Source organism: Arthrobacter sp. PAMC25284, from assembly GCF_019443425.1.
GTDB lineage: Bacteria > Actinomycetota > Actinomycetes > Actinomycetales > Micrococcaceae > Arthrobacter > Arthrobacter oryzae_A.
This window is the reverse complement of sequence record NZ_CP080382.1, coordinates 1852319-1872422: the sequence shown is the minus strand read 5'-3', so window position 1 is coordinate 1872422 and position 20104 is coordinate 1852319. Positions and strand designations below refer to the sequence as shown.

Below are 20104 nucleotides of genomic sequence, written 5' to 3'. Positions count from 1 at the left end.
TACGTTACCTTTCCTGTGGCTCGGGCGGGCGACGGCGGGCCACGACGTCCATAATGACGAGGAAAAGCATCAGGAGGAAAGCCAGGGGTAACCCGTACAAGGCGGTGGACGTGATCCAGCCTGGCGCGACGGCATCGTGGGCGGCCATGGCCATAACGGTGCCGACCGATGTCAGGGAAAAGACGGCAATCGAGGCAGCGATGATCAGTAGAGGCCGCCGAAAACGATGAGCTGTCATAGGGGCAACGCTAACAGCACGTGGTCGCCCGCGCCTCAGGGCGGCAAAGTAGGCAAGGCAGGATAACCTTGGGGTACAGACCCACACGGACGGGGCAGTCACCTCCTTAACCCGCATATCCATGCGGATGCGGTGAAAGCCCGCCGTGTACCCAGCAGAACGAAGAAGGTTGATTACGTGCCCACCGGCAAGGTCAAGTGGTATGACAAGGAAAAAGGCTTCGGATTCCTCGCCGGAGAAGACGGCCAGGAAGTGTTTCTGCCCAAGTCCTCGCTGCCTGAGGGCATTACGGAGTTGAAGGCCGGAACCCGTGTTGAATTCGGGGTGGCCGATGGCCGCAAGGGCGCCCAGGCCCTTGGCCTGCGCGTGCTGGACAAGACACCGTCCATCGCCAAGGCCAAACGGCCCAGCGCGAGGGACCTTGCACCGCTGGTACAGGACCTGGTCTCGGTGCTGGACAACCTGTCCGGGACGCTGTCCGCGGGCAAGTACCCGGAAGGCAACAAGGGCAAGGCCATCGCCGCTGCGCTCCGCAAAGTTGCCGACGAGCTGGACGTCTAAGGGCTCCTATGACTTCGGAATCTGAGCAGTTGCCGCCACGGACCACGGATACCGCCGGATCCGGCGCCGCAGGAGCCCGGCCGAAGGCCGGTGTGCCGGTGTGGCGCACAGGAAAGCCCGACGCCGTCCTGGCGGCCGCCGTCGACGTTGCCCGCAACGCCGTGGAAGGCATTGCCCCGGACGGGCGGGTCGGCCGGCATCTGGCCGCCCGCAGCGAAGGCGACCGCCTCGTGACGCATCTTTTTGAGTGCACGCTGCCCGGCTACCTGGGGTGGCAGTGGTATGCCGTGCTGAACCGCAACTCGCGGTCCAAGGTGATGACTGTCGACGAGCTCGGCCTGCTGCCCTCGGAGGACTCCATTCTGGCTCCGGCCTGGATCCCCTGGGCCGAACGCGTACGCCCGGAAGACGCCCAGGACGAAGAGCCCGCCGAAGCGGACACCGGGGCCGTCACCGCTGGTGAACCCCGCGACGAACCCGAGGGGGAGCTGACGGCGAACGCCGCAGGCGGCGGCGGTGCCGCCGGGCACGATACCGACGATGTTGACAGCAACTCAGACGACGAACCCGTTGACGAGCGTGAAGCCGCGCCCAAGGCTGACTAACGTTGACGCCGCGCGGGGTGCTGAAGCCTGAGGACCGGACATGATGTCCACCTTCAGGTCCCTGCAAATCCTGAACTATCGGCTGTGGTTCATTGGGGCGCTGATCTCCAACATCGGAACATGGATGCAGCGCACCGCCCAGGACTGGTTCGTTTTTGACCACTTGACGGAGCACGACGCCGGGGCCATGGGTATCACGATGGCCCTGCAACTCGGACCCCAGCTGTTCCTCGCCCCAGTGGCCGGGCTGGTGGCCGACCGCTTCAACCGCAGACACCTGCTCGTCCTGACCCAGTCCGCGATGGCCCTGCTGAGCGCCGGCCTCGGCATCCTGGTGCTCTCCGGGGCAGCGCAGCTCTGGCATGTTTACGGCTTCGCCCTGCTGCTCGGCCTGGTCTCTGCTCTCGATGCCCCGGTCCGCCAGGCCTTCGTCTCCGACCTGGTCTCCGACGACTATGTGCCCAACGCGGTGGCGCTCAACAGCGCCTCCTTTAATGTGGCCCGGATGATTGGCCCGGCAGTGGCCGGCGTCCTGACAGTCGCAGTAGGCCCCGGCGGGGTTTTCCTGATCAACACGCTGACTTTCGTGGCGCTGCTGCTGAGTCTGTGGCGGATTCCGGCCACTACGCTGCGCCAGTTGCCCCGGGCGGCGCCCGGCAAGGGCCGGATCCGGGAAGGGCTGCGCTATGTGCGGTTCCGGCCGGACATCGTTGTGGTGCTCGTCGCGGTTTTCATTGTGGGAACCCTGGGTCTGAACTTCGTGCTGTTCATTGCGGCCATGGTCGGTTCGGAGTTCGGTCTCGACGCAAAAGCTTTCGGGCTGATGAATTCGATTATGGCCATCGGCTCGCTCGCCGGTGCGCTGCTGTCCGCCGGCCGCAAGAGGCCGCGCCTGCGGTTCATTTTTGGCGCCGCAGGAGCCTTCGGCGTGGCTTCGGGCATCGCAGCCCTGGCGACGAATTACTTCTGGTTCGGTGTGGCGCTGGTTCCGGTGGGGTTCTTTGCGATCACCATGATGACCAGCGCCAACGGGTATGTCCAAACGACGACGGATCCCGTGATGCGCGGCCGGGTGATGGCCCTCTACATGGCCATTTTTATGGGTGGTACGCCGATCGGGGCGCCGTTCGTGGGCTGGGTGGCTAACGTGTCCGGTGCGCGCTGGTCCATGACCGTCGCGGCGGCGTCAGGCCTGATCGCGGCCCTGATCGGTCTGCTGTGGATCATCAGGGCCAAGCGACTGCGCATCCGGTTCGACGCCCGCGCCCGCGGGCGCCGCCGCTTCCGCGTCGAATCGGGCCGCAGCACAGGTGCCGGCCAGAATCCCGACGGCGCCGCCCGGGCAGAAGGCCCGGACGACGCCGTCGAACAGTGACGCTTCAGCGTCCGGCGGATGCTACTTCCTGAGCTCACCCACGACGAAGTCGATGCAGTCCAGCAGCGCCGACACATCGTTGGGGTCGATCGCCACGAAGGTGGCGATACGGAGCTGGTTGCGTCCCAGTTTGCGGTAGGGCTCGGTGTCCACGATGCCATTGGCGCGGAGCACCTTGGCGATGGCCGAGGCATCCACCGATTCATCGAAGTCGATGGTCGCAATGACGTTGGAGCGCTCTTCGGCAGCAGCCACGAACGGCGTCGCGTAGCCGGATGCTTCGGCCCAGCGGTAGATCCGCCCGGCGGAGTCGGCCGTCCGGGCCGCGGCGAAGTCCAGACCGCCGTTGGCGTTGAGCCACTGCACCTGGGCATCCAGGGTGACCAGGGTGGCCAGCGACGGCGTGTTGTAGGTCTGGTTCAGCCGCGAGTTGTCAATGGCCGTCTGGAGGTCCAGGAAGTCGGGAATCCAGCGGTCGCTCGCCTTGATCCGGGCGGCCCGCTCCAGAGCGGCGGGGGAGAACAGGCCGAGCCACAAGCCGCCGTCGGACGCGAAGTTCTTTTGCGGAGCGAAGTAGTACACATCGGTTTCGGCGACATCAACGGCGAGGCCACCGGCCGCCGACGTCGCATCGACCAGCATGAGCGATCCTGCGTCAGCACCGGAAACGCGCTGGACCGGGGCCGCAACGCCGGTGGACGTCTCGTTCTGCGGCCATGCATAGACGTCCACGCCGGCCTCGGCCTGCGCAGACGGACGGGTGCCGGGCTCGGACGTGATGATCGACGAAGCCGCCAGGAACGGAGCCTTGTCGGTGGCTGCGGCGAACTTCGAACCGAATTCGCCGAAGGACAGGTGCTGTGCCTTGTTCTCCACCAGACCGAAGCTGGCAATATCCCAGAACGCCGTGGAACCGCCGACGCCGAGGACGACTTCGTAACCGTCCGGGGCGCGGAAGAACTCGCTGAGACCTGTCCGGACAGAACCAACCAAGTTCTTGACGGGGGCCTGGCGGTGCGAAGTGCCCAAGAGCGTCGAGGATGCCGCGGCCAGGGCATCCATCTGTTCCGGACGGACCTTGGACGGTCCGGCGCCGAACCGTCCATCCTTCGGCAGGAGGTTCGCGGGAATCGTGATGCTGGTATCGCTCACAGTGGCTCCAATTTTCGGCTGATGCATAGCGTGGCTTGGGACGTGGCTCGGCAGGCGTAGCTGCAACGAAGGCTCCCTATATTCTGCCTGACCGCCGCAGCCAGCACGGAAAGGGTTCGTCACAGTCCGGTCATTGAGGCCAACAGGTGCCAGGAGTGCGGCGGACGGGGCAACCACGGGAACATGATTATCCGGACTAATTCAAAATAGACTAGGATGTGCTGCGGATGTACGGCGGATTCCGCCGGGAGCGGCCTGCCCGCGATACGGTGGGTAGGATGCAAAGACGGCGCTCGAGGAGCTGAGCAGGATGACGGATCTGATCGATACGACGGAGATGTATCTTCGGACCATTTTGGAACTCGAAGAAGAAAACATCGTGGCTCTCCGCGCCCGCATCGCCGAGCGGCTGCGTCATTCGGGCCCGACTGTATCCCAGACCATCGGCCGGATGGAGCGGGACGGGTTGGTTGTTGTTTCACGCGACCGTCACCTTGAACTGACCGAAACCGGCCGCAAACGCGCCATCAGCGTTATGCGCAAGCACCGCCTCGCCGAACGGCTGCTCGCGGATGTGATCGGACTCGACTGGGCCCTATGTCCATGAGGAAGCCTGCCGCTGGGAGCACGTGATGAGCGAGCGCGTTGAGCGCCGGATCTTCGAGATGCTCAGCCACCCGACCGTTTCGCCTTACGGAAATCCGATCCCTGGGCTGGTAGAGCTCGGCGGGCTGCCGCAGCAGGACGGCGCCGACGGCGTCGTGAACCTGCTGGACGCCATGGCCGGTTACCAGTCGGACTCCCGGGTGACCATCAGCCGCCTTGCCGAACCGATTCAAGTGGAACCCGAGCTGCTGCTCCAGCTTGATGAGGGGGGGATTCGTCCCGGCGCCCTTGTTTCGCTGGAACGCGTCGGGGAGTACATTTCCGTCCGGGTTCCCGGCATCACCGGAGCGTTGGAGCTTCCGCCCGAGGTGGCTGCCCATGTCTTCGTGGCCATCGGCTAATCCTGTCCGCTTGCCGAACCTTCCGGCCCCGCTACTGAGTTTGTGGCCGATATCACGGATTTATTACCAAACCGCTTAATCGCCTATAGTTGGTGGCTACTACCGATACCAAAGCGTTACCTGATCCGAAGCCGAACCCTGCCAGCGGATCAGTCGCAGAATCTCCCTCTGGCAGGGGCGGGGGACCCACTTATTGGCTGCTTTTTGCGGCCTTGGGGTGAAGTCCGCCAGCAGCAAGCTCCCCGAACCGCGGAATCCACGGATTCCCGGTCGCCGGAAGCGTGCCACGGCGGACCGGGTCTTTGATCTCTGACCCGAATCCGACAGCTAACTCCGCAGGCCATCCAGAGAGGAACCCTTCTTGACCATCCAGACCGCCAGGGGCCGCCGCCGTGCGACTGGCCCCGCCCCGGCTCCGCGTCAGGCTGTCGCCGTTTCGGACATCCGCCCGCGTGATGCCCATCGTGATGAGCGCCGGGGCCGGCGCAGTCCGTTCCGGCAGGTAACAGAGTTTGCCGCCGCCAGTGGGGTTGGGCAGAAGGCCGGCATCGCCCTGGCCGCTACCGGCCTGATTCTTACGGTGACCGTGCCGGTGACCAGTCCCGTGGTGGCCAGCCCCGGGGCCGCCGTTACCGCTTCGGAATCCCAGGCCGTTACGGCTGAGGCCGCCGCAAAGATCGATTTCAGCCGCACCGCCGTCACCACTAAGGGCGACCCGGACTCGAAGCTGAAGCAGCTGTTGAGTGCCCAGTCTGTCGGCAGCATCACGGCCGCGGCATCGGCCGGTAGCCTTGGCGCGCCCCTGGATCTCCTGACGGCCACGTCCCCGTTTGGCTTCCGCGTCAGCCCGATCACGGGCGGCCCGGGGGAATTCCATCGCGGGCAGGACTACACGATCCAGTGCGGAGCAGCCGTTCGCGCTGCGGCCAGCGGCACGGTAACCTTCGCGGCCTGGCACCCCTTCGGGGGCGGGAACCGGGTTGTGGTAGATCACGGCAACGGCCTCGAGACGACGTACAACCACCTGTCGTCCTCCTCGGTCCAGGTCGGCCAGAAAGTTTCCCGAGGCGAGCTGATCGCCTTGACCGGGACCACCGGCGCCTCCACCGGGTGCCACCTCCACTTTGAGGTCATGGTCAACGGCGATGTTGTGGATCCGCTCGGCTGGCTCTAGGCCAAGCTGATCGGTCGCTCTCGCATTCATCTGACACGCCGTGATCTGAATGTGACATTGAATCCGCACTCCTGTAAAGTCGGGCATGCGCCAAGTTCTCCGAAGTTGGCGCTCTTGAGTGGATTGCCTAGCTCTGCCACCGCTCAAGGTCCGTTCGCATGACATCGTCTGGCAGGGGCGGGGGAACCAATTTTGGCTTTCGAAAGAAGGCCTTGGGGTTAAGTCGCAAAAGCTTCCCAGGAAGCTGCGCGGCCGGGTGACTCCCATCCGAATCCGACAGCTCACCTCGCAGGCATTGGGAGAGGCTACTTTCGTGTCTACACGCCACAAAACTGCGCGCTATCGCGCTGGCGCGGCTCTTCGGAGCCCGCTGAAACCAAGTTCCGCTGTTGCCCTTACCGGCGCCCGGAACAGTTTCCTCAATGCAGTTTCCGCTTTTGGCGCGTCTTCGCAGTACACCCTTCGCTAACTAACCCATTCGGGGCGATCCGGCGTACCCCCAAGATGCCGGAGCGTCCTCAGCCTGCGCCCAAATGCGCGCGGCCCAAGGATCACGAAAGAGAGAACTGAATGACTACTCGTGCAACCGCACGTCACCGCGCCGAGGTCACCAAGACCAACTCGCTCGCCGTCATTGCCAAAGCTGTCGGCGACAACGCCGGCGGCATGGGCCGCCAGGCCGCAGTCATCGCTGCAGCATCCGGCATGGTCCTGACCAGCGGTATCGCAGCCAACGCTGCTGAGACCAACGTTCAGCGTGAATCCACGTCTGCTTCGACACTCGAAGTCCAGTCCTCTGTTGCCCCGGCAACGATCTCGGCTGCTTCAACCATTGCGATTTCCTATGAAAAGCCGGCCGTGTCCACGACGGCGGCCCCCGTTGTGGCCAAGCCTGTTGTCAAGGTGCAGAACTCCAACACCGGCGGCGCGCAGACTGCCACCGCAGGATCTGCCACTGCAGGATCCGCCTCCGCCAGCGTGCCTGCAGGTATCGGCAGCGGCAACGGCGCAAGCATTGCCGCTGCTGCCTACGCACAGATTGGCGTGTCGCAGGACTGCACGGCCCTCGCGTCCAACGCACTTGCGGCAGCCGGCATCAACTACCGCGGCTGGCCGGCAGGCTACCTGTCCCTGGGCCGCACCGTCAGCGCTGCTGAGGCCAAGCCGGGCGACCTCGCCTACTACGCCAATGGCGGTATGGGCCTCGCTCACATCGCTGTCTACGTCGGCAACGGCATGGCTGTCCACGGCGGCTGGAACGGCGGAACCACCGCGCTGTTCAGCGTCAACGTCGGCTCCGGCCCGGTCTTCATCCGCGTCGGCGGCTAGGCTGCAAGTACCGGTTTCTCAAAGAACCCCTGCCCTTCCCGGGCAGGGGTTCTTTGGTTTTCCCGCGCGGCAGCCACGCCGGATATGGATTGAACGTCCGCAGAAGAATTCGGTGATCGGGCACTTGAGTGTTTACTCTTATGGTGTCGATCCATAGCCCGACCATGCAGAGGGCAGCCGGCCCTCGTGCCGCTGGCGGGTGCGGCCGTGAAGAGGTATGCGGATGCGCACTCTCGTTCTGAATGCAGGATATGAACCGCTCGCGGTAGTGACCTTCCGCCGGGCTCTTGTCCTCGTGCTCACCGGAAAAGCCAGCGTCGTGGCCGAAGGTGAGGATCCCGTCGTCGGGCCCCAGGATGTCCTCGGGCGCCCGACTGTTATCCTCCTGCACCGCTACATCAGGCCCCGATACAACACCATCACGGCCGTCAGCCGGCGTGGCGTCCTCCGCCGGGACGGCCACCACTGCGCCTACTGCGGCAAGGCGGCGCACACCATCGACCACGTCCAGCCCAAGTCCCGCGGCGGAGCCTCATCCTGGGAAAATCTGGTGGCCGCGTGCCTGCGCTGCAACAACGTCAAGGGTGACCACACGCCGGCGGAAATGGGCTGGAAACTCGGTTTTGTCCCCGCACCGCCGAGGGGTGCAATCTGGCAGATTAAAGAGCTCGAAAAACCCGCGCCGGACTGGGACCCGTTCCTGTTGCCCGAATCCGCGGCCTGATCTTTTCCCGCTCCGGAGCCGGGATTGCCGGCCGCCGCGGCGTCGCCTCTCCCGGCCGGCACCGCGCTAGGCTGATCGGGTGGAGTTCGATGCAGTGATTCTGGCCGGGGGCAGGTCCGCCCGGCTTTCCGGGGTGCCCAAAGCCGGTCTTCTCGTGGACGGCAGCACCCTGCTGGCTCTCGCACTGCGCGCAGCCCGCGGCGCCCGGAGGGTCGTCGTCGTTGGCCCGGACCCCGGCACCCTGCCCGACTCCGTCCTGAACTGCCGGGAAGAGCCTCCCTTCGCAGGGGCCCCGCTGCAGCCATCGCTGCCGGGCTTGCCAAACTGGCGGAAAATGCCGCCGACCCTGCGCGGGACGATGAGTCCGCGGCCGGCGGTCCTGCCGCCGACCCTGACGACGCCGGACGGGGGCCCGCACCCCTGACCCTCGTCCTCGCCTGTGACATGCCGCGCGCGGCCGCCGCCGTCGGGGTCCTCCTCGCCGCGGCGGCGGGGGAGGGCGTGGCCGGTTCCGCGGCGCCGGCCGGCGGGAGCCGGGCCGAAGCCGGGAGCGTTATGGCGGTCTCCGCCGATGGCCGCCGGCAGCCGCTCGTGGCCCTTTATGACACGGCTGCGCTACAACGATCCGTCGCCGATGCCGCCCGGCGGGGCGCTCTGGAAAACGCTTCCGTCTTCGCACTTCTTGCTAGTCTTGAAGTGCGGGAAGTCCGTGTCCCGGCCGGTTCCACCGACGATGTGGATACGTGGGACGACGCGTCCGCCCTCGGCGTTTCCACCCGGGGTCCGGCCGCGCCCGAAACAACCGGTCAGGCGTCCGCTCCTGACCACGATTTTGGAGGCTAACGGTGAAGAGCCAGGATGAAACGCTGGAAGACTGGTGCCGTGCGCTGCTCCAGGCGCTGGAGCTGGAGGGCGTTGAGATCGATGTAACCGAGATCCTCTCCCTCGCCGGGGTCGCCGCGCACTCCGTGGTGCGCCCCGCCGCGCCGCTGACCACCTTTATTGCCGGGTACGCGGCCGGGCTTGCCGCCGGCTCGGGCCAGGCTACCGAGGATGAATCCATGCGCGCGGCGATGGGTGTGGCTCGCCGGCTCGCGAAGGACTACGCGGCCACTGAAACCTCCGACGCATGACGGCAGCGCCGGCGCGCGGCAGCGGCACCGATGCCGCGGACGACGACGCCTCCGGCCCGGTGACTGCGGTCGAAGCCGACGCCGGTCCGGACGCCCACCACCATCTGGACCATACCTGGCAGGAGGCCCGGCAGCTAGCCTTTGACTGCGCCTCTCCCATCCCGGCCACGCCGGCGTCTCTCCGGCGGGCCCTCGGCCGGACCCTGGCGGCGGACGTCACGGCTCTTCAGGACATCCCGCATTATGCCTCCTCCGCCATGGACGGCTGGGCCGTTAATGGTGGCGGGCCCTGGATCCTGGCCGAAGCCCATCAACGGCTCGCCCCGCACCAAGCCAGCCCAATCGCCACCGGCGGGCTGATCCCGGCCGGGGCGAAAGCCGTGCTCCGGAGCGAGAGCGGAACGATCGCCGCAGACGAGGACGGGCTGCCGATCCTCAGGACCGGCGGCAGCGCCAAGCCCGGCGAACCGCGCAACGGTGACCACATCCGCAAAGCCGCACAGGAAGCCACAGCCGGAGAGCCGCTGATCTCCGCCGGTACCGTGCTCAACCCCGCTCATCTGGCCCTCGCCGCCCTCGCCGGCCACGACACCGTCCCGGTGCTGGGCAAGGCTGTGGTGCGCCTGGTGCTCACCGGCTCCGAAGTGGTGGCCTCGGGCCTGCCGGGACCGGGCGAGGTTCGCGACACCTTCGGACCCCAGTTGGCCGCCGTCGTGCGCCTGCTCGGCGGGATCTGCACAGAAGAAGTAAAGATCGGTGACAGCTATGCCGAATGGCTCGCCGCACTCGAAGACACGGAACCGGGCGGAGCCGGCGGCCACCCGGCGGGCCCGGACGGCGGCTCCGCGGAAGACGTCGACAACCTGCCCGCCGACGTCGTCATCACCACGGGTGGGACAGGGGTGTCCGGAACCGACCACCTGCGGCGTGCCGTCGCCGAGCTCGGCGGGCGGTTGCTGATCGACGGCATTGCCATGCGCCCGGGCCACCCTGCCGTCCTCGCGGAACTGCCGGACGGCCGATTCATCGTTGGCCTGCCCGGGAACCCCCTGGCGGCCATGATGGCACTGTCCACGATCGGGGCGCCGCTTCTGGCGGCCCTGGGACACTCCGCACGGCCGCCCGTCGTTGAGGTGCCGTGTGGAGCGACGCTCGAAGCCGAACCCGGGCGAACCCGGCTGATGCCCTTCCGGCTGCTGTACGGGATGGCATCGCCCGCCCGGCACACAGGCCCGGGCATGATGCGTGGACTGGCCGCGGCCGACGGCGTCCTGGTGGTCCCGCCGCACGGCGTGCAACTGGGGTCGCTGGTCCCCGCTATCGCCCTGCCCTGGGGCGCACCAATCCCGGATGCCGGCGCAGCCGCGGCCAAGGCCCAGGCAACCCCGAAGAAGCCGGCCCGAAAACCGCCGGCGGACAGCGGGCCGGTGGACTGGAGCGCGCTCCTCGACTGAGACTTCCACGGCTGCCCCGTGGACGGCATCCCGGCACGTCCCCTCCCGTGGCGCCGTGCGTCCAGCCCGTGCTGGTTTCGCGGCGTGCTCGTTGCCATGATGGAATCAGAGCGGGAGCCGCACGAGGCTATTGAGACTTCGGTGCGGAGACGAAAAAGTTAAGGAGTACCGTATGGGTCGCGTGACGCAGCGCCGCAAGGTGCATAAAATTGTGCTCGACGGATCACCCCAGGCCCTGGAGTTTCCGGTCCGGCACCGGGAAGACGTGCTGGCCGTTGAGGAGCCACTGGAAATCCGGATCGACGGGCTGTCCTTCTCTGTGACGATGCGGACCCCCGGCAGCGACTTCGACCTGGTGGCCGGTTTCCTGGTTTCCGAGGGTGTTATCTGGGACGCCGCACAACTCGTCTCCCTGCGCTTCTGCTCCGGCGAGGACGAAGACGGAGTGCAGACCTTTAACGTGGTGGAAGCCCAGCTCCGGCCCGACGTTGTCCGTCCCGCCACCGGGCGGAATGTCTTCACCTCCAGTTCCTGTGGAATCTGCGGCACGGACTCCATCGACGCCGTGCACAAGTCCTCGCACTACAGCCCCGCCGCCGACCCGCTCACGGTCCCGGTGCAGACGCTGGCGTCCCTGCCGGACCGGCTGCGCGAGGCCCAGGCGGTCTTCGACGTCACCGGCGGGGTGCACGCAGCCGGACTCTTCCGGGTTGGACCGGACGGCACCCCGGAACTGCTGTGCCTGCGTGAAGACGTGGGCCGGCACAACGCCGTCGACAAAGTCATTGGCTGGGCGCTGCGGGAGGGACTGTTGCCGCTGTCCGGAACGGTGCTTCAGGTTTCCGGGCGGGCGTCCTTCGAGCTCGTCCAGAAGGCGGCGTTGGCCGGTATTCCTGTGCTGGCCGCCGTGAGCGCCCCCTCCAGCCTGGCCGTCGAGCTGGCCGAATCCAGCGGAATGACTCTGGCCGGGTTCAGCCGCGGTACCTCCCTGAACGTCTACGCCGGCCACGAACGCGTCTCCGTGCCGGCGCCGGTGGGGCCGGCCACCGGCTAGCTGCCACTTGGCCGGGTGGGCTGCGTTGGCCAAAGCCGCCGGATCACAGTAGGTTTTTGTCCAGCGATTGGATGCAACCCGGCGTCGAACATCAGCCAAAAGAGGATCACATTGCACGACGACCGCCGTCTCACGGAAGTCCGGCTTGAGCGTTTTCTGCGGGAACGTATCACCCCCGCGATTTACCCCCGCACGATCCCGCTCGCACTGAGCAGCTGGGTGGTCCCGGACGAGCCGGTGCCGGCTATGGAGGCCCTGCGGCAGGACTTCGCACCGCAGGAGCACGGCGCTGCCTGGGGGCGGCCGTGGAGCACACTGTGGCTCAGGCTCCAGGGCGATGTCCCGGACTCCTGGGGTACCTCGGCTGACACCTCGGTGGAAGTCGTAGTGGATCTGGGCTTTACCGCCGAGATCCCGGGGTTTCAGTGCGAGGGCATCGCCTGGCGCCCGGACGGCACCATCATCAAGGCCATCTCACCCCGGAACCAGTACATTCCGCTGAAACTCCTGGGCAGCGGCATGGCGGTCGACTTCTACGTCGAGGCTGCCGCCAACCCCGACGTTGCCCAAGGCTGGACCTTCGCGGCCACCCCCTACGGGGACAAAGCGACGTCGGGCAACGAACCGAAGTACCGGCTCGGCAGCATCGTTATCGCGGAGCGCAACCAGACCGTGTGGGAGCTGCAGCAGGACATCGACACCCTCAACGGGCTGATGCACGAACTCCCGATGGAGCTGCCGCGACGCCACAATATCCTGCGCGCGCTGGAACGGACGCTGGACATCCTGGACCCCGACGACGTCCCCGGCACCGCGTCCGCAGGCCGCGCGGCACTGGCAGAGGCTTTGGCCCAGCCGGCGTACGCCTCGGCGCACCAGCTCGTGGCCACCGGACACGCCCACATCGATTCCGCCTGGTTGTGGCCCGTCCGGGAAACCGTCCGCAAGTGCGCCCGGACGTTCTCCAACGTCGTGGCTCTCATGGATGAAGACCCGGAATTTGTGTTTTCCTGCTCCTCGGCCCAGCAGCTCGCCTGGATCAAGGAAGCGTACCCGGAGCTGTTCGGTCGCATCCGCGAAAAAGTCCGGACGGGCCAGTTCATTCCGGTCGGCGGCATGTGGGTGGAGTCTGACACCAACATGCCCGGCGGGGAGGCCATGGCCCGGCAGTTCCTGGAGGGCAAGAGCTTTTTCCTGGACGAGTTCGGCGTGGACTGCCAGGAGGCGTGGCTCCCGGACTCTTTCGGTTATTCCGCGGCGCTCCCGCAGATCGTCAAGGCCGCCGGCAGCCAGTACTTCCTGACCCAAAAGATCTCCTGGAACCAGATCAATCGGATGCCCCACCACACCTTCGACTGGGAAGGGATCGACGGAACCCGGATCTTCACCCACTTCCCGCCGGTGGATACCTACAATTCAGACCTCAGCGCCAGAGACCTGGCCCACGCCGAGCGGAACTATCGCGATCACGGCAACGGAACGACGTCGCTGGTTCCCTTCGGGTACGGCGACGGCGGCGGCGGCCCCACCCGGGAGATGCTCGCGGCCGCCCGCCGCGCCGCGGATCTTGAGGGCTCAACGAAGGTGCAGCTCGGCTCCTCGGCCGGCTTCTTTGCCCGGGCGCAGGCGGACGCCGGGCCGCTGCCGGTCTGGGTGGGCGAAATGTATCTGGAACTCCATCGCGGAACCTATACCAGCCAGGCCAAAACCAAACGGGGGAACCGGCGCAGCGAGCACCTGCTTCGGGAGGCCGAGCTGTGGTGCGCGACAGCCGCCGTCCGTGCCGGGCAGCCCTACCCGGCGGCCGAGCTCAAACGCCTCTGGCGCCTGGTCCTGCTCCAGCAGTTCCACGACATCCTGCCGGGAAGCTCCATCGCCTGGGTCCACCAGGACGCCGAACGCAACTACGCGGCCGTCGCCCGCGGGCTCGAGGCACTCATCGCGGACGCCGCGGCAGCGGTGCTCGGCACGGGCGAGACGGAATTCCTGCTCAACGCAGCCCCGCACCAGCGACTCGGCGTGCCGTCCCTGGCCATCGCCGCACCGGTCCGCATCGGGCCGGAGGTCACCATCAGCGCCACCGACGGCGGCTACATCCTGGACAACGGCATCATCCGGGCCGTGCTGGACGCCGACGGACTGTTGGCATCCTTGACCGACTACGCCAGTGGGCGCGAGGCGATCGCGCCCGGCCAGCACGGAAACCTGCTGGAGCTGCACCGTGACACACCCAATGAATGGGACGCCTGGGACATCGACGCTTTCTACCGCCGCAACGTGGTCCGCCTGACCGAGGCCCGCTCGGTGGCGCTGGAGTACGGCGGCCCGGACGCCGCCGTCGTTGTCGTGGAGCGGCTGGCCGGATCATCGCCGGTGACCCAACGGATCTCGCTGGCCGCCGGGGCGGATTCCCTGTCCATCTCGACGGTGGTCGACTGGCAGGAACGCGAGAAGCTGCTCAAGCTCGGCTTCCCGCTCGATGTCAAGGCGGACCGCTCCGCTGCCGAGACGCAGTTCGGTCACGTCTTCCGCCCCACCCACCTGAATACCTCCTGGGAAGCGGCCAAATTCGAAATTTGCGCGCACCGCTGGATCCATATTGCGGAGCCGGGCTACGGCGTGGCGGTCAGCAACGCCTCCAGTTACGGTCATGACGTCACCCGGGATGTCCGTGCGGACGACGGCGGGACCACCACCACGGTGCGGATCTCGCTGCTGCGCGCGCCCAAGTTCCCGGACCCCGGCGCCGACCGCGGAACCCATGAGCTCACGGTCACCATCCGGCCCGGTGCCAGCATTGCGGACGCCGTCGCGGAAGGCTATCGGACCAATCTCGCACCCCGGCTGGTCAAGGGCGCCCACGGCGCGGATCCGCTCGTGGCCGTCTCCAACCCGGCACTGGTCATCGAGGCGGTCAAGCTGGCCGAGGACGGCTCCGGCGACGTTGTGGTGCGCCTGTACGAATCCCTCGGGGAGCGGTCCGCGGGGCGGGTCAGTGCCAACTTCGAGGCAGGCAGTGTCTACGCCGTGGATCTTTTGGAGCGGCCGGTGGACGCTCCGGGAGTCACAGCCGGCCGTGACACCGCCGGGCTCGTGCTCCGGCCGTTCCAGCTCGTGACACTCAGGTTCACCCGCTGATAACGGGCCGGGGCGGGGCCGTTGGCGGCTGCGCCCCGGCCCGGGCTGCGGGCCTGGCCAGGCCCAGGTCTGCCGGTGTGGGGGCATTACACCTAGGGCTCGTGCAGCAGGCGTCTGACGAACTGCCGGGTCCGTTCATGCCGCGGCGCCCGGAGGACTTCGGCGGCCGGGCCGCGCTCCACCACCACGCCCTCGTCCATAAAGATGACCTCATCGGCCACCTGGCGCGCAAAGGCGAGTTCGTGCGTGACGATGATCATGGTCCAGCCATCGTCGGCGAGTTCCTTGATGACGGCCAGCACATCGCCCACGAGCTCCGGGTCGAGGGCCGACGTCGGCTCGTCGAAGAGCAGCAGTTGCGGCTTCAACGCCAGTGCCCGGACGATTCCGACCCGTTGCTGCTGCCCACCCGAAAGCTCGAACGGGTAGGCGTCGGCTTTGTCCGCCAGCCCGACCTGGGCCAGGAGGCGCCTGGCCTCGGCGATCGCGTCGCTCTTTTTTTGTTTGTGGACCTGGACCGGGCCCTCGATGACGTTTTGCAAGACGGTCATGTGCGGGAACAGGTTGTAGTGCTGGAACACCATGGCGCTGCGGTCCCGCATTGCCGCGACGTCCTTCTTGCCGACCTTGGCCGAGAAATCAAGGCTCAGGGTTGCGGTGCCGCCGGCCGGAGCACCAAAGCGGACGGTGCCGGCATCGGGTGTTTCCAGACCGTTGAGTGAGCGCAGAACCGTGGTCTTCCCGGACCCGGACGGGCCAATCAGGGCCACAACGTTGCCGCGCCGGACATCGAGGTCAATATCGCGCAGGACGACCGTGTCGCCAAACGCTTTGGCAAGGTTTCGGACCGAGAGCACGGAGCTGGCGGCCGGGACATTAGTGGGCGACATAGCGGTCCAACTTCTTTTCCAGTGAGGACTGACCGGACGACAGCACCAGGCAAATGAGCCAGTAGACGAGGGCCGCCTCCAGATAGAGGGTCATAAATTCCTGGCTGAAAGCCGCGATTTGCTGGGCGTTGCGGAACAACTCAGTGACCAGGATCAGCGAGGCCAGTGATGTGTCCTTGACCAGTGAAATGAAGGTGTTGGACAGCGGAGGCACGGAGACCCGGGCGGCCTGGGGCAGGATGATCCGCACGAGCGCCTGCCCCCGGGACATGCCGATGGTGTGTCCGGCCTCCCACTGGCCCTTCGGCACGGAGAGGATCGCGGCCCGGATCACCTCGGCCGCGTAGCCGCCCACGTTGAGGGAGAACGCGATGATGGCACTGGGCCACGGGTCCAGCCTGATGCCCAGGCTGGGAAGACCATAGAAGATCACAAACAGCTGGACCAACAGGGGAGTGCCCCGGATAACCGAGACATAGAACCGGGCCACCCCCGAGACCAGCCGGTTCTTGCCCAGCCGCATCAGCGCGACCAGCAGCGCCAGGGCCAGTCCGAGCACAAAGGAGGACAGCGCCAGCGGAATGGTGCCGGCGACGGCACCGACCAGCAGGGGCCCCAGGGAGCTCCAGACCAGGTCCCAGTTGAACGGCATCTACTTGGTGACGTCTGCGCCGAAGTACTTGTCGGAGATGCCGGCCAGCGTTCCGTCGGCGCGCAGTTCGGCCAGGGCCTTGTCGACCGCGGTGCTCAGTTCCGTCGAGCCCTTGCGGAAGGCAAAGGCGCTCTGGGAGTCCTCCGTCGTTTCGGCAGCAATCTTCAGCCCGGCGTCAGGGGTGGACTTTGCGTAGTCGAGATAGGTCAGCTTGTCATTGACAATCGCGTCCACCCGCCCCTGACGGACGAGGGCGACTCCCTGGGCCCAGCCCTCCACTGCTTCCACATTGGCGCCACTCTCGGTTGCCAGCTTGTACCAGTTGCTGGTGAGGGACTGCGCCGCGGTCTTGCCCTTGAGGCTTTCGAAGCTGGTGATGTCGTTGTTGTCCGACTTGGTGACAATGACACCTTGGGAGACAGTGTACGGAGCCGAGAAATCGTATTTCGCCTGGCGCTCGGGATTAATGGAAACCTGGTTGGCGATGGCATCGAAGCGCCCGGCCTCGAGTCCGGCGAAGATGCCATCCCACTGGGTTTCCTGGAAGTTGGCCTTCACTCCGAGTTTCTTCGCCACTGCGTCCGCGATCTCAACGTCGAATCCCGTGAGCGCGCCCGTTCCGTCCTCGTGGAAGCTGAAGGGCTTGTAGGTGCCCTCCGTGGCAATGATCAGTTCGCCCTTGCTCACAACCTTGCTGAGCGACGTGTCCGCCGCGGAACCGGACGGCGATGCGGAGGGGGAAGTACCGCAGGCTGACAAGGCCAAAGCGGCTGCCGCGACGGCGGCGGCGAGGACTGAGCGGCGGAGGGGGCTGCGGTACATGGGGGCATTCCTTTGTCAGATGGCGGTGGGCAGGTCACGCCTGCGGCGCGAAGTACCCCGTGACGTTACTCTGCACAACGCCAAACTGACGAGCAAATATTTCGCCAAGTAACGAAAGCCTTGGCCATCGTGATTGCGGCCACTGGCCGAAGAGCCCGATGTACGGGCCCGGCCTTAAATCAGATGAGTGGGAACGGTCCCAGCAACCGTTACCACTCATCCCCCCAATGGCGCTTCGACGGCTAAGAATTGATTCCCCGTCGCAGTGCGGCGGCCGTTTTCACACAATCATGATTATCGCACGGTCTAATGATTTTGTGAACATTTGTCCATTGTTTAGTTTTATTGATGCGAAACATTACGTGGACCCTTTGCCCTCATTCCTGACAGCCAGAAGAACATCAGGCCCAAAACGAACCCGAGCACGGCCGTGTAGATGACCAGATATCTGCCCGGTGAGTCATCGGCGGGCAGGAAGGAAAACGGGACGCTCACCGCGGCGCCGAGCGCACCGATGAGCACAAGCGCTGCCCCGGCCCGAACGAGCCGGGGCAGCCGGCTGCGCGCGGTCTTCAGGAGCGCAGGCATGAGGCATATCGAGACGAAGGCAGGGTAGACCCGCCCGGCCGCGGCGTAGAACGGGCCCAGCGCGGCGTTGCGTCCGCCCTGGTCTGCGAGGGTCATCAGCCCCGCCGATGACCCCCTGGTGTCCAGCAACCCGAAGATCACTGTCTGTGCCACACAGGTGGCCAGGAGTACCCAGCGCCCCGTCCGGCCGGTGATCAGCGCATACGTCCGGGCGCTGCCCAGACCCTTGGCGGTCCGGATCCCGACCAGCAGGACAGTGGCAGTGATCAGGTAGCGCAGGATCAAATTCGTGACATTCCAGCCCCCGAGGAGGCGGTCAATGCCTACATAAGGACCCTGAATGGTGAGCAGAATGCACAGCGCGGCCAGGACCAGTATCCCGAAGGTCATCCGGTTGCGGCCCCTAAGAACGTCCGGAACACGCAGCAGGACGACCGCCCGCACACGGCCAAAACAGCCCACTGCAGCATGATGATCATCGCCGGGCTTCTCCGCCGGGAGTGTGCTCCGCCGCGTTCATGCTGGTAGCTCGGCGGGTTCAGTCTGCTTGAGCCGCTTCGCCAGGGACTTCGAGAGCCAGATCAGGGCAAGCCCGGTCAGGAGGCACAAGATGGCGGAGTAATTGAGGAGATACCTCAGGAATTCCAGCGACTGCGGAATGACGGGGGACAGCAGGCTCAGGGTGATTGCCACGGAAGCGGCGGCAAGAAGCGCCGCGCTCGAGCGCACCAGGATGGGCAGCCGGCTGGGGAGGGTCTGCAACATGGCGGGCAGCAGGGCCAGCATGACGTAGGCGGGGTACAGGCGTCCGGCCGCCCCGTAGTACTCGACAAGGGCTGCATGGCCGGGGTCCTTGGCGAAGACGGCGACGAGTCCCGCCGACGAGCCGGCGGTATCCATCATGGCGAAGAGCACTATCACGGCCAGTGACGCGGCTGCCGCCACCGCGATCCCGACCGGTCCCGTGATGCGCCGCAGGGCATCCCCGGCGCCGAAGCCCCGGGCGATCCTGATACCAAGGAAGAAGACGGTGCCGAAGATCAGGAAGCGGAGTATCAGATTGGCGATGTTCAGGCCGCCCAGGGCCTGGTCGATGGCCAGGTATGGGCCATCGATGCTGAGCAGGACTGCCAGGGTCATCAGCGCGTAGAGGGAGAACAGCGACCTGTTCTCGCCCCGCAGCACGCTGGGAATGCGGGCAAGGGCCAGGCCGCCGCCCACCGCCAGGGTGGTCCATTGCAGAATCGCGATCATCCCAGGTTTTCCCATATCTTCTGTGTTTGCGCGAGTTCCTGCTCCTGCCGATGGAGCGCCTTGCCCAGGGTTTGCAGCCGTTCGCCGGCCAGCGTCACCAGCTCCCCGTCGGACAGCGAAGCCACCGCGGACTGTTTCGCCGCCGGATCCCAGCCGGCCTCGGCCTCAGTAATAAGTCCGGTGGCGACGAGGCCGCCGGTGAAGCCCACGCCGGCGGCGCGCGCGGTTGCGAGGGTGAGCTCCGGTGACAACCTGTTGGCCGTGAGTTGCGCGGAAAAATTCTGCGGTGCGATCCCGGTGGCAGCGGCGACGCGGTGCCGCAGTTCGCCGTCGTCGACCGCGTCCACCCAGTTCCGGACCGACGTGGGATGCGGGGCCGGACTGAACACATCCGGTGCCTCGGGCGCGTCAACGGCGCGGCTGCTGCGGTGCGCCGGGCCGGACCGCGCCACGACCGCGCGCAGCAGATCCATGGTGGCGACCTGGCTGACCAGCTCCGCCGGGGTCGGGGGGCGCTTCCCTTTGAGGTCGGCATACTTCTCGAACGAGGCCAGATCGTCCAGCGGGCTCCGGCCGAGGCCGCGGCTGATGCCCACCACGGTTGCTGCGGCGACTTTTCCCCGGACCAGCTGCTGTGCCAACGTGCTTCGCTTGATCCCGGAGACCCGGCAGATCTCGGCCGTGCTGAATCCCGGCGCGGCGCGGTTGAGCCAGTGCTGGAACGCCTTGGCGGGTAACGGCATCGAGGGCTTCCTGGAGCGTCGATTGGGGCGGGGAGCCGCGGTGTTTGGCCTGGCGGCGATTTCACGACTAAGTCTGACTCAGACTATGCTAGATCCTTGAACCCGTTGGTCCGTACACCCCCCAAGTCCGGACCGGCGGGTTCTCTTGCGCCCGGCAGATTCCGGTTGCCGCCGCAGGCCCCGCGGGCCGCGGGTTTGGGCCATGGTGAGA

At 66.3% G+C, this 20104-nt stretch carries 20 protein-coding genes, 1 pseudogene and 2 riboswitches; of the genes and pseudogenes, 13 read left to right on the top strand and 8 right to left on the bottom strand.

Annotated features, from left to right (window positions below):
• Nucleotides 1–4 precede the first annotated feature (4 nt).
• Nucleotides 5–238: a hypothetical protein gene (locus KY499_RS08620; RefSeq protein ID WP_123255527.1), complete on the bottom strand. Its 234-nt coding sequence runs from the start codon at nucleotides 236–238 to the stop codon at nucleotides 5–7.
• A 177-nt stretch (nucleotides 239–415) separates the two neighbouring features.
• Here KY499_RS08620 and KY499_RS08615 point away from each other — a divergent pair, with 177 nt between their 5' ends.
• Genes KY499_RS08615 through KY499_RS08605 form a run of 3 tightly spaced genes read left to right on the top strand, consistent with a single transcriptional unit; the run spans nucleotide 416 to nucleotide 2779 of the window.
• A complete protein-coding gene (locus tag KY499_RS08615; protein WP_056347308.1) occupies nucleotides 416–799 on the top strand; it encodes a cold-shock protein in 384 nt (127 codons plus the stop codon).
• An 8-nt stretch (nucleotides 800–807) separates the two neighbouring features.
• Nucleotides 808–1404 (top strand): DUF3027 domain-containing protein, encoded by a 597-nt coding sequence (locus tag KY499_RS08610; RefSeq protein ID WP_219886829.1) that lies wholly within the window; start codon nucleotides 808–810, stop codon nucleotides 1402–1404.
• A gap of 43 nt (nucleotides 1405–1447) precedes the next feature.
• Nucleotides 1448–2779 carry an MFS transporter gene (locus tag KY499_RS08605; RefSeq protein ID WP_219886964.1) on the top strand — a complete coding sequence of 444 codons (1332 nt, stop codon included), beginning with the start codon at nucleotides 1448–1450 and terminating at the stop codon, nucleotides 2777–2779.
• Between the two features lie 21 nt (nucleotides 2780–2800).
• Here the strand turns inward: KY499_RS08605 and serC are convergent, their stop codons facing one another.
• Nucleotides 2801–3931 carry a phosphoserine transaminase gene (serC, locus tag KY499_RS08600; protein WP_219886828.1) on the bottom strand — a complete coding sequence of 377 codons (1131 nt, stop codon included), beginning with the start codon at nucleotides 3929–3931 and terminating at the stop codon, nucleotides 2801–2803.
• 310 nt (nucleotides 3932–4241) lie between these two features.
• Between serC and KY499_RS08595 the strand changes: the two are divergent.
• The 10 genes and pseudogenes from KY499_RS08595 (at nucleotide 4242) to KY499_RS08555 (ending at nucleotide 14944) form a co-directional block, all read left to right on the top strand.
• Nucleotides 4242–4938, top strand: a pseudogene (locus tag KY499_RS08595) (metal-dependent transcriptional regulator).
• Nucleotides 4939–5057: 119 nt separating this feature from the next.
• Nucleotides 5058–5295, top strand: a riboswitch (cyclic di-AMP (ydaO/yuaA leader).
• A gap of 4 nt (nucleotides 5296–5299) precedes the next feature.
• Nucleotides 5300–6112 carry a M23 family metallopeptidase gene (locus KY499_RS08590; RefSeq protein WP_123255531.1) on the top strand — a complete coding sequence of 271 codons (813 nt, stop codon included), beginning with the start codon at nucleotides 5300–5302 and terminating at the stop codon, nucleotides 6110–6112.
• A gap of 149 nt (nucleotides 6113–6261) precedes the next feature.
• Nucleotides 6262–6421: riboswitch (cyclic di-AMP (ydaO/yuaA leader) on the top strand.
• A gap of 261 nt (nucleotides 6422–6682) precedes the next feature.
• Nucleotides 6683–7441 (top strand): NlpC/P60 family protein, encoded by a 759-nt coding sequence (locus KY499_RS08585; protein WP_123255532.1) that lies wholly within the window; start codon nucleotides 6683–6685, stop codon nucleotides 7439–7441.
• Nucleotides 7442–7664: 223 nt separating this feature from the next.
• Nucleotides 7665–8165: an HNH endonuclease gene (locus tag KY499_RS08580; protein WP_219886827.1), complete on the top strand. Its 501-nt coding sequence runs from the start codon at nucleotides 7665–7667 to the stop codon at nucleotides 8163–8165.
• A gap of 79 nt (nucleotides 8166–8244) precedes the next feature.
• On the top strand, nucleotides 8245–8589 hold the full coding sequence (locus KY499_RS18570; protein ID WP_308813095.1) for an NTP transferase domain-containing protein: 345 nt from the start codon (nucleotides 8245–8247) through the stop codon (nucleotides 8587–8589).
• 20 nt (nucleotides 8590–8609) lie between these two features.
• Complete coding sequence (locus KY499_RS18565; RefSeq protein ID WP_308813093.1) at nucleotides 8610–9008, top strand: hypothetical protein; 399 nt, start codon at nucleotides 8610–8612, stop codon at nucleotides 9006–9008.
• Between the two features lie 2 nt (nucleotides 9009–9010).
• Entirely contained in the window at nucleotides 9011–9298 is a 288-nt protein-coding gene (locus KY499_RS08570) for a DUF6457 domain-containing protein (protein ID WP_183164522.1), read from the top strand.
• The gene (locus KY499_RS08565) at nucleotides 9295–10752 is read left to right on the top strand and encodes a molybdopterin molybdotransferase MoeA (RefSeq protein WP_219886826.1); all 1458 of its coding nucleotides are present in this window, start codon (nucleotides 9295–9297) and stop codon (nucleotides 10750–10752) included. Before KY499_RS08570 ends, KY499_RS08565 begins: the two co-directional genes overlap by 4 nt.
• Before the next feature lie 172 nt (nucleotides 10753–10924).
• Nucleotides 10925–11806 carry a formate dehydrogenase accessory sulfurtransferase FdhD gene (gene fdhD / locus KY499_RS08560; RefSeq protein ID WP_219886825.1) on the top strand — a complete coding sequence of 294 codons (882 nt, stop codon included), beginning with the start codon at nucleotides 10925–10927 and terminating at the stop codon, nucleotides 11804–11806.
• Between the two features lie 111 nt (nucleotides 11807–11917).
• The gene (locus KY499_RS08555) at nucleotides 11918–14944 is read left to right on the top strand and encodes a glycoside hydrolase family 38 C-terminal domain-containing protein (protein ID WP_219886824.1); all 3027 of its coding nucleotides are present in this window, start codon (nucleotides 11918–11920) and stop codon (nucleotides 14942–14944) included.
• A gap of 92 nt (nucleotides 14945–15036) precedes the next feature.
• Here KY499_RS08555 and KY499_RS08550 read toward each other — a convergent pair whose 3' ends face one another.
• From KY499_RS08550 to KY499_RS08525, 6 genes are all read right to left on the bottom strand, one after another.
• Nucleotides 15037–15834 carry an amino acid ABC transporter ATP-binding protein gene (locus tag KY499_RS08550; protein ID WP_308813092.1) on the bottom strand — a complete coding sequence of 266 codons (798 nt, stop codon included), beginning with the start codon at nucleotides 15832–15834 and terminating at the stop codon, nucleotides 15037–15039.
• Nucleotides 15821–16486, bottom strand: coding sequence for an amino acid ABC transporter permease (locus KY499_RS08545; RefSeq protein WP_123255537.1), 666 nt, complete (start codon nucleotides 16484–16486; stop codon nucleotides 15821–15823). The genes KY499_RS08550 and KY499_RS08545 overlap by 14 nt, the downstream gene beginning before the upstream one ends.
• Nucleotides 16487–17308, bottom strand: coding sequence for an amino acid ABC transporter substrate-binding protein (locus tag KY499_RS08540; RefSeq protein WP_219886823.1), 822 nt, complete (start codon nucleotides 17306–17308; stop codon nucleotides 16487–16489).
• Nucleotides 17309–17650: 342 nt separating this feature from the next.
• Nucleotides 17651–18286, bottom strand: coding sequence for a hypothetical protein (locus tag KY499_RS08535; RefSeq protein WP_219886822.1), 636 nt, complete (start codon nucleotides 18284–18286; stop codon nucleotides 17651–17653).
• Between the two features lie 126 nt (nucleotides 18287–18412).
• Nucleotides 18413–19165, bottom strand: a complete 753-nt coding sequence (locus tag KY499_RS08530; RefSeq protein ID WP_308813091.1) for a hypothetical protein — start codon at nucleotides 19163–19165, stop codon at nucleotides 18413–18415.
• Nucleotides 19147–19893, bottom strand: coding sequence for a hypothetical protein (locus tag KY499_RS08525; RefSeq protein WP_219886821.1), 747 nt, complete (start codon nucleotides 19891–19893; stop codon nucleotides 19147–19149). Before KY499_RS08525 ends, KY499_RS08530 begins: the two co-directional genes overlap by 19 nt.
• Nucleotides 19894–20104: the final 211 nt, after the last annotated feature.

Excerpts from the sequence above, each read along its gene's own strand:
- KY499_RS08580 (WP_219886827.1), top strand. The coding sequence starts at position 7,665 with ATGCGCACTCTCGTTCTGAATGCAGGATATGAACCGCTCGCGGTAGTG.
- KY499_RS08565 (WP_219886826.1), top strand. The coding sequence starts at position 9,295 with ATGACGGCAGCGCCGGCGCGCGGCAGCGGCACCGATGCCGCGGACGAC.
- KY499_RS08545 (WP_123255537.1), bottom strand. The coding sequence starts at position 16,486 with ATGCCGTTCAACTGGGACCTGGTCTGGAGCTCCCTGGGGCCCCTGCTG.
- KY499_RS08530 (WP_308813091.1), bottom strand. The coding sequence starts at position 19,165 with ATGGGAAAACCTGGGATGATCGCGATTCTGCAATGGACCACCCTGGCG.
- KY499_RS08540 (WP_219886823.1), bottom strand. The coding sequence starts at position 17,308 with ATGTACCGCAGCCCCCTCCGCCGCTCAGTCCTCGCCGCCGCCGTCGCG.
- KY499_RS08525 (WP_219886821.1), bottom strand. The coding sequence starts at position 19,893 with ATGCCGTTACCCGCCAAGGCGTTCCAGCACTGGCTCAACCGCGCCGCG.
- KY499_RS08550 (WP_308813092.1), bottom strand. The coding sequence starts at position 15,834 with ATGTCGCCCACTAATGTCCCGGCCGCCAGCTCCGTGCTCTCGGTCCGA.
- KY499_RS08585 (WP_123255532.1), top strand. The coding sequence starts at position 6,683 with ATGACTACTCGTGCAACCGCACGTCACCGCGCCGAGGTCACCAAGACC.
- KY499_RS08610 (WP_219886829.1), top strand. The coding sequence starts at position 808 with ATGACTTCGGAATCTGAGCAGTTGCCGCCACGGACCACGGATACCGCC.
- fdhD (WP_219886825.1), top strand. The coding sequence starts at position 10,925 with ATGGGTCGCGTGACGCAGCGCCGCAAGGTGCATAAAATTGTGCTCGAC.
- KY499_RS08620 (WP_123255527.1), bottom strand. The coding sequence starts at position 238 with ATGACAGCTCATCGTTTTCGGCGGCCTCTACTGATCATCGCTGCCTCG.
- KY499_RS08535 (WP_219886822.1), bottom strand. The coding sequence starts at position 18,286 with ATGACCTTCGGGATACTGGTCCTGGCCGCGCTGTGCATTCTGCTCACC.
- KY499_RS18565 (WP_308813093.1), top strand. The coding sequence starts at position 8,610 with ATGCCGCGCGCGGCCGCCGCCGTCGGGGTCCTCCTCGCCGCGGCGGCG.
- KY499_RS08605 (WP_219886964.1), top strand. The coding sequence starts at position 1,448 with ATGTCCACCTTCAGGTCCCTGCAAATCCTGAACTATCGGCTGTGGTTC.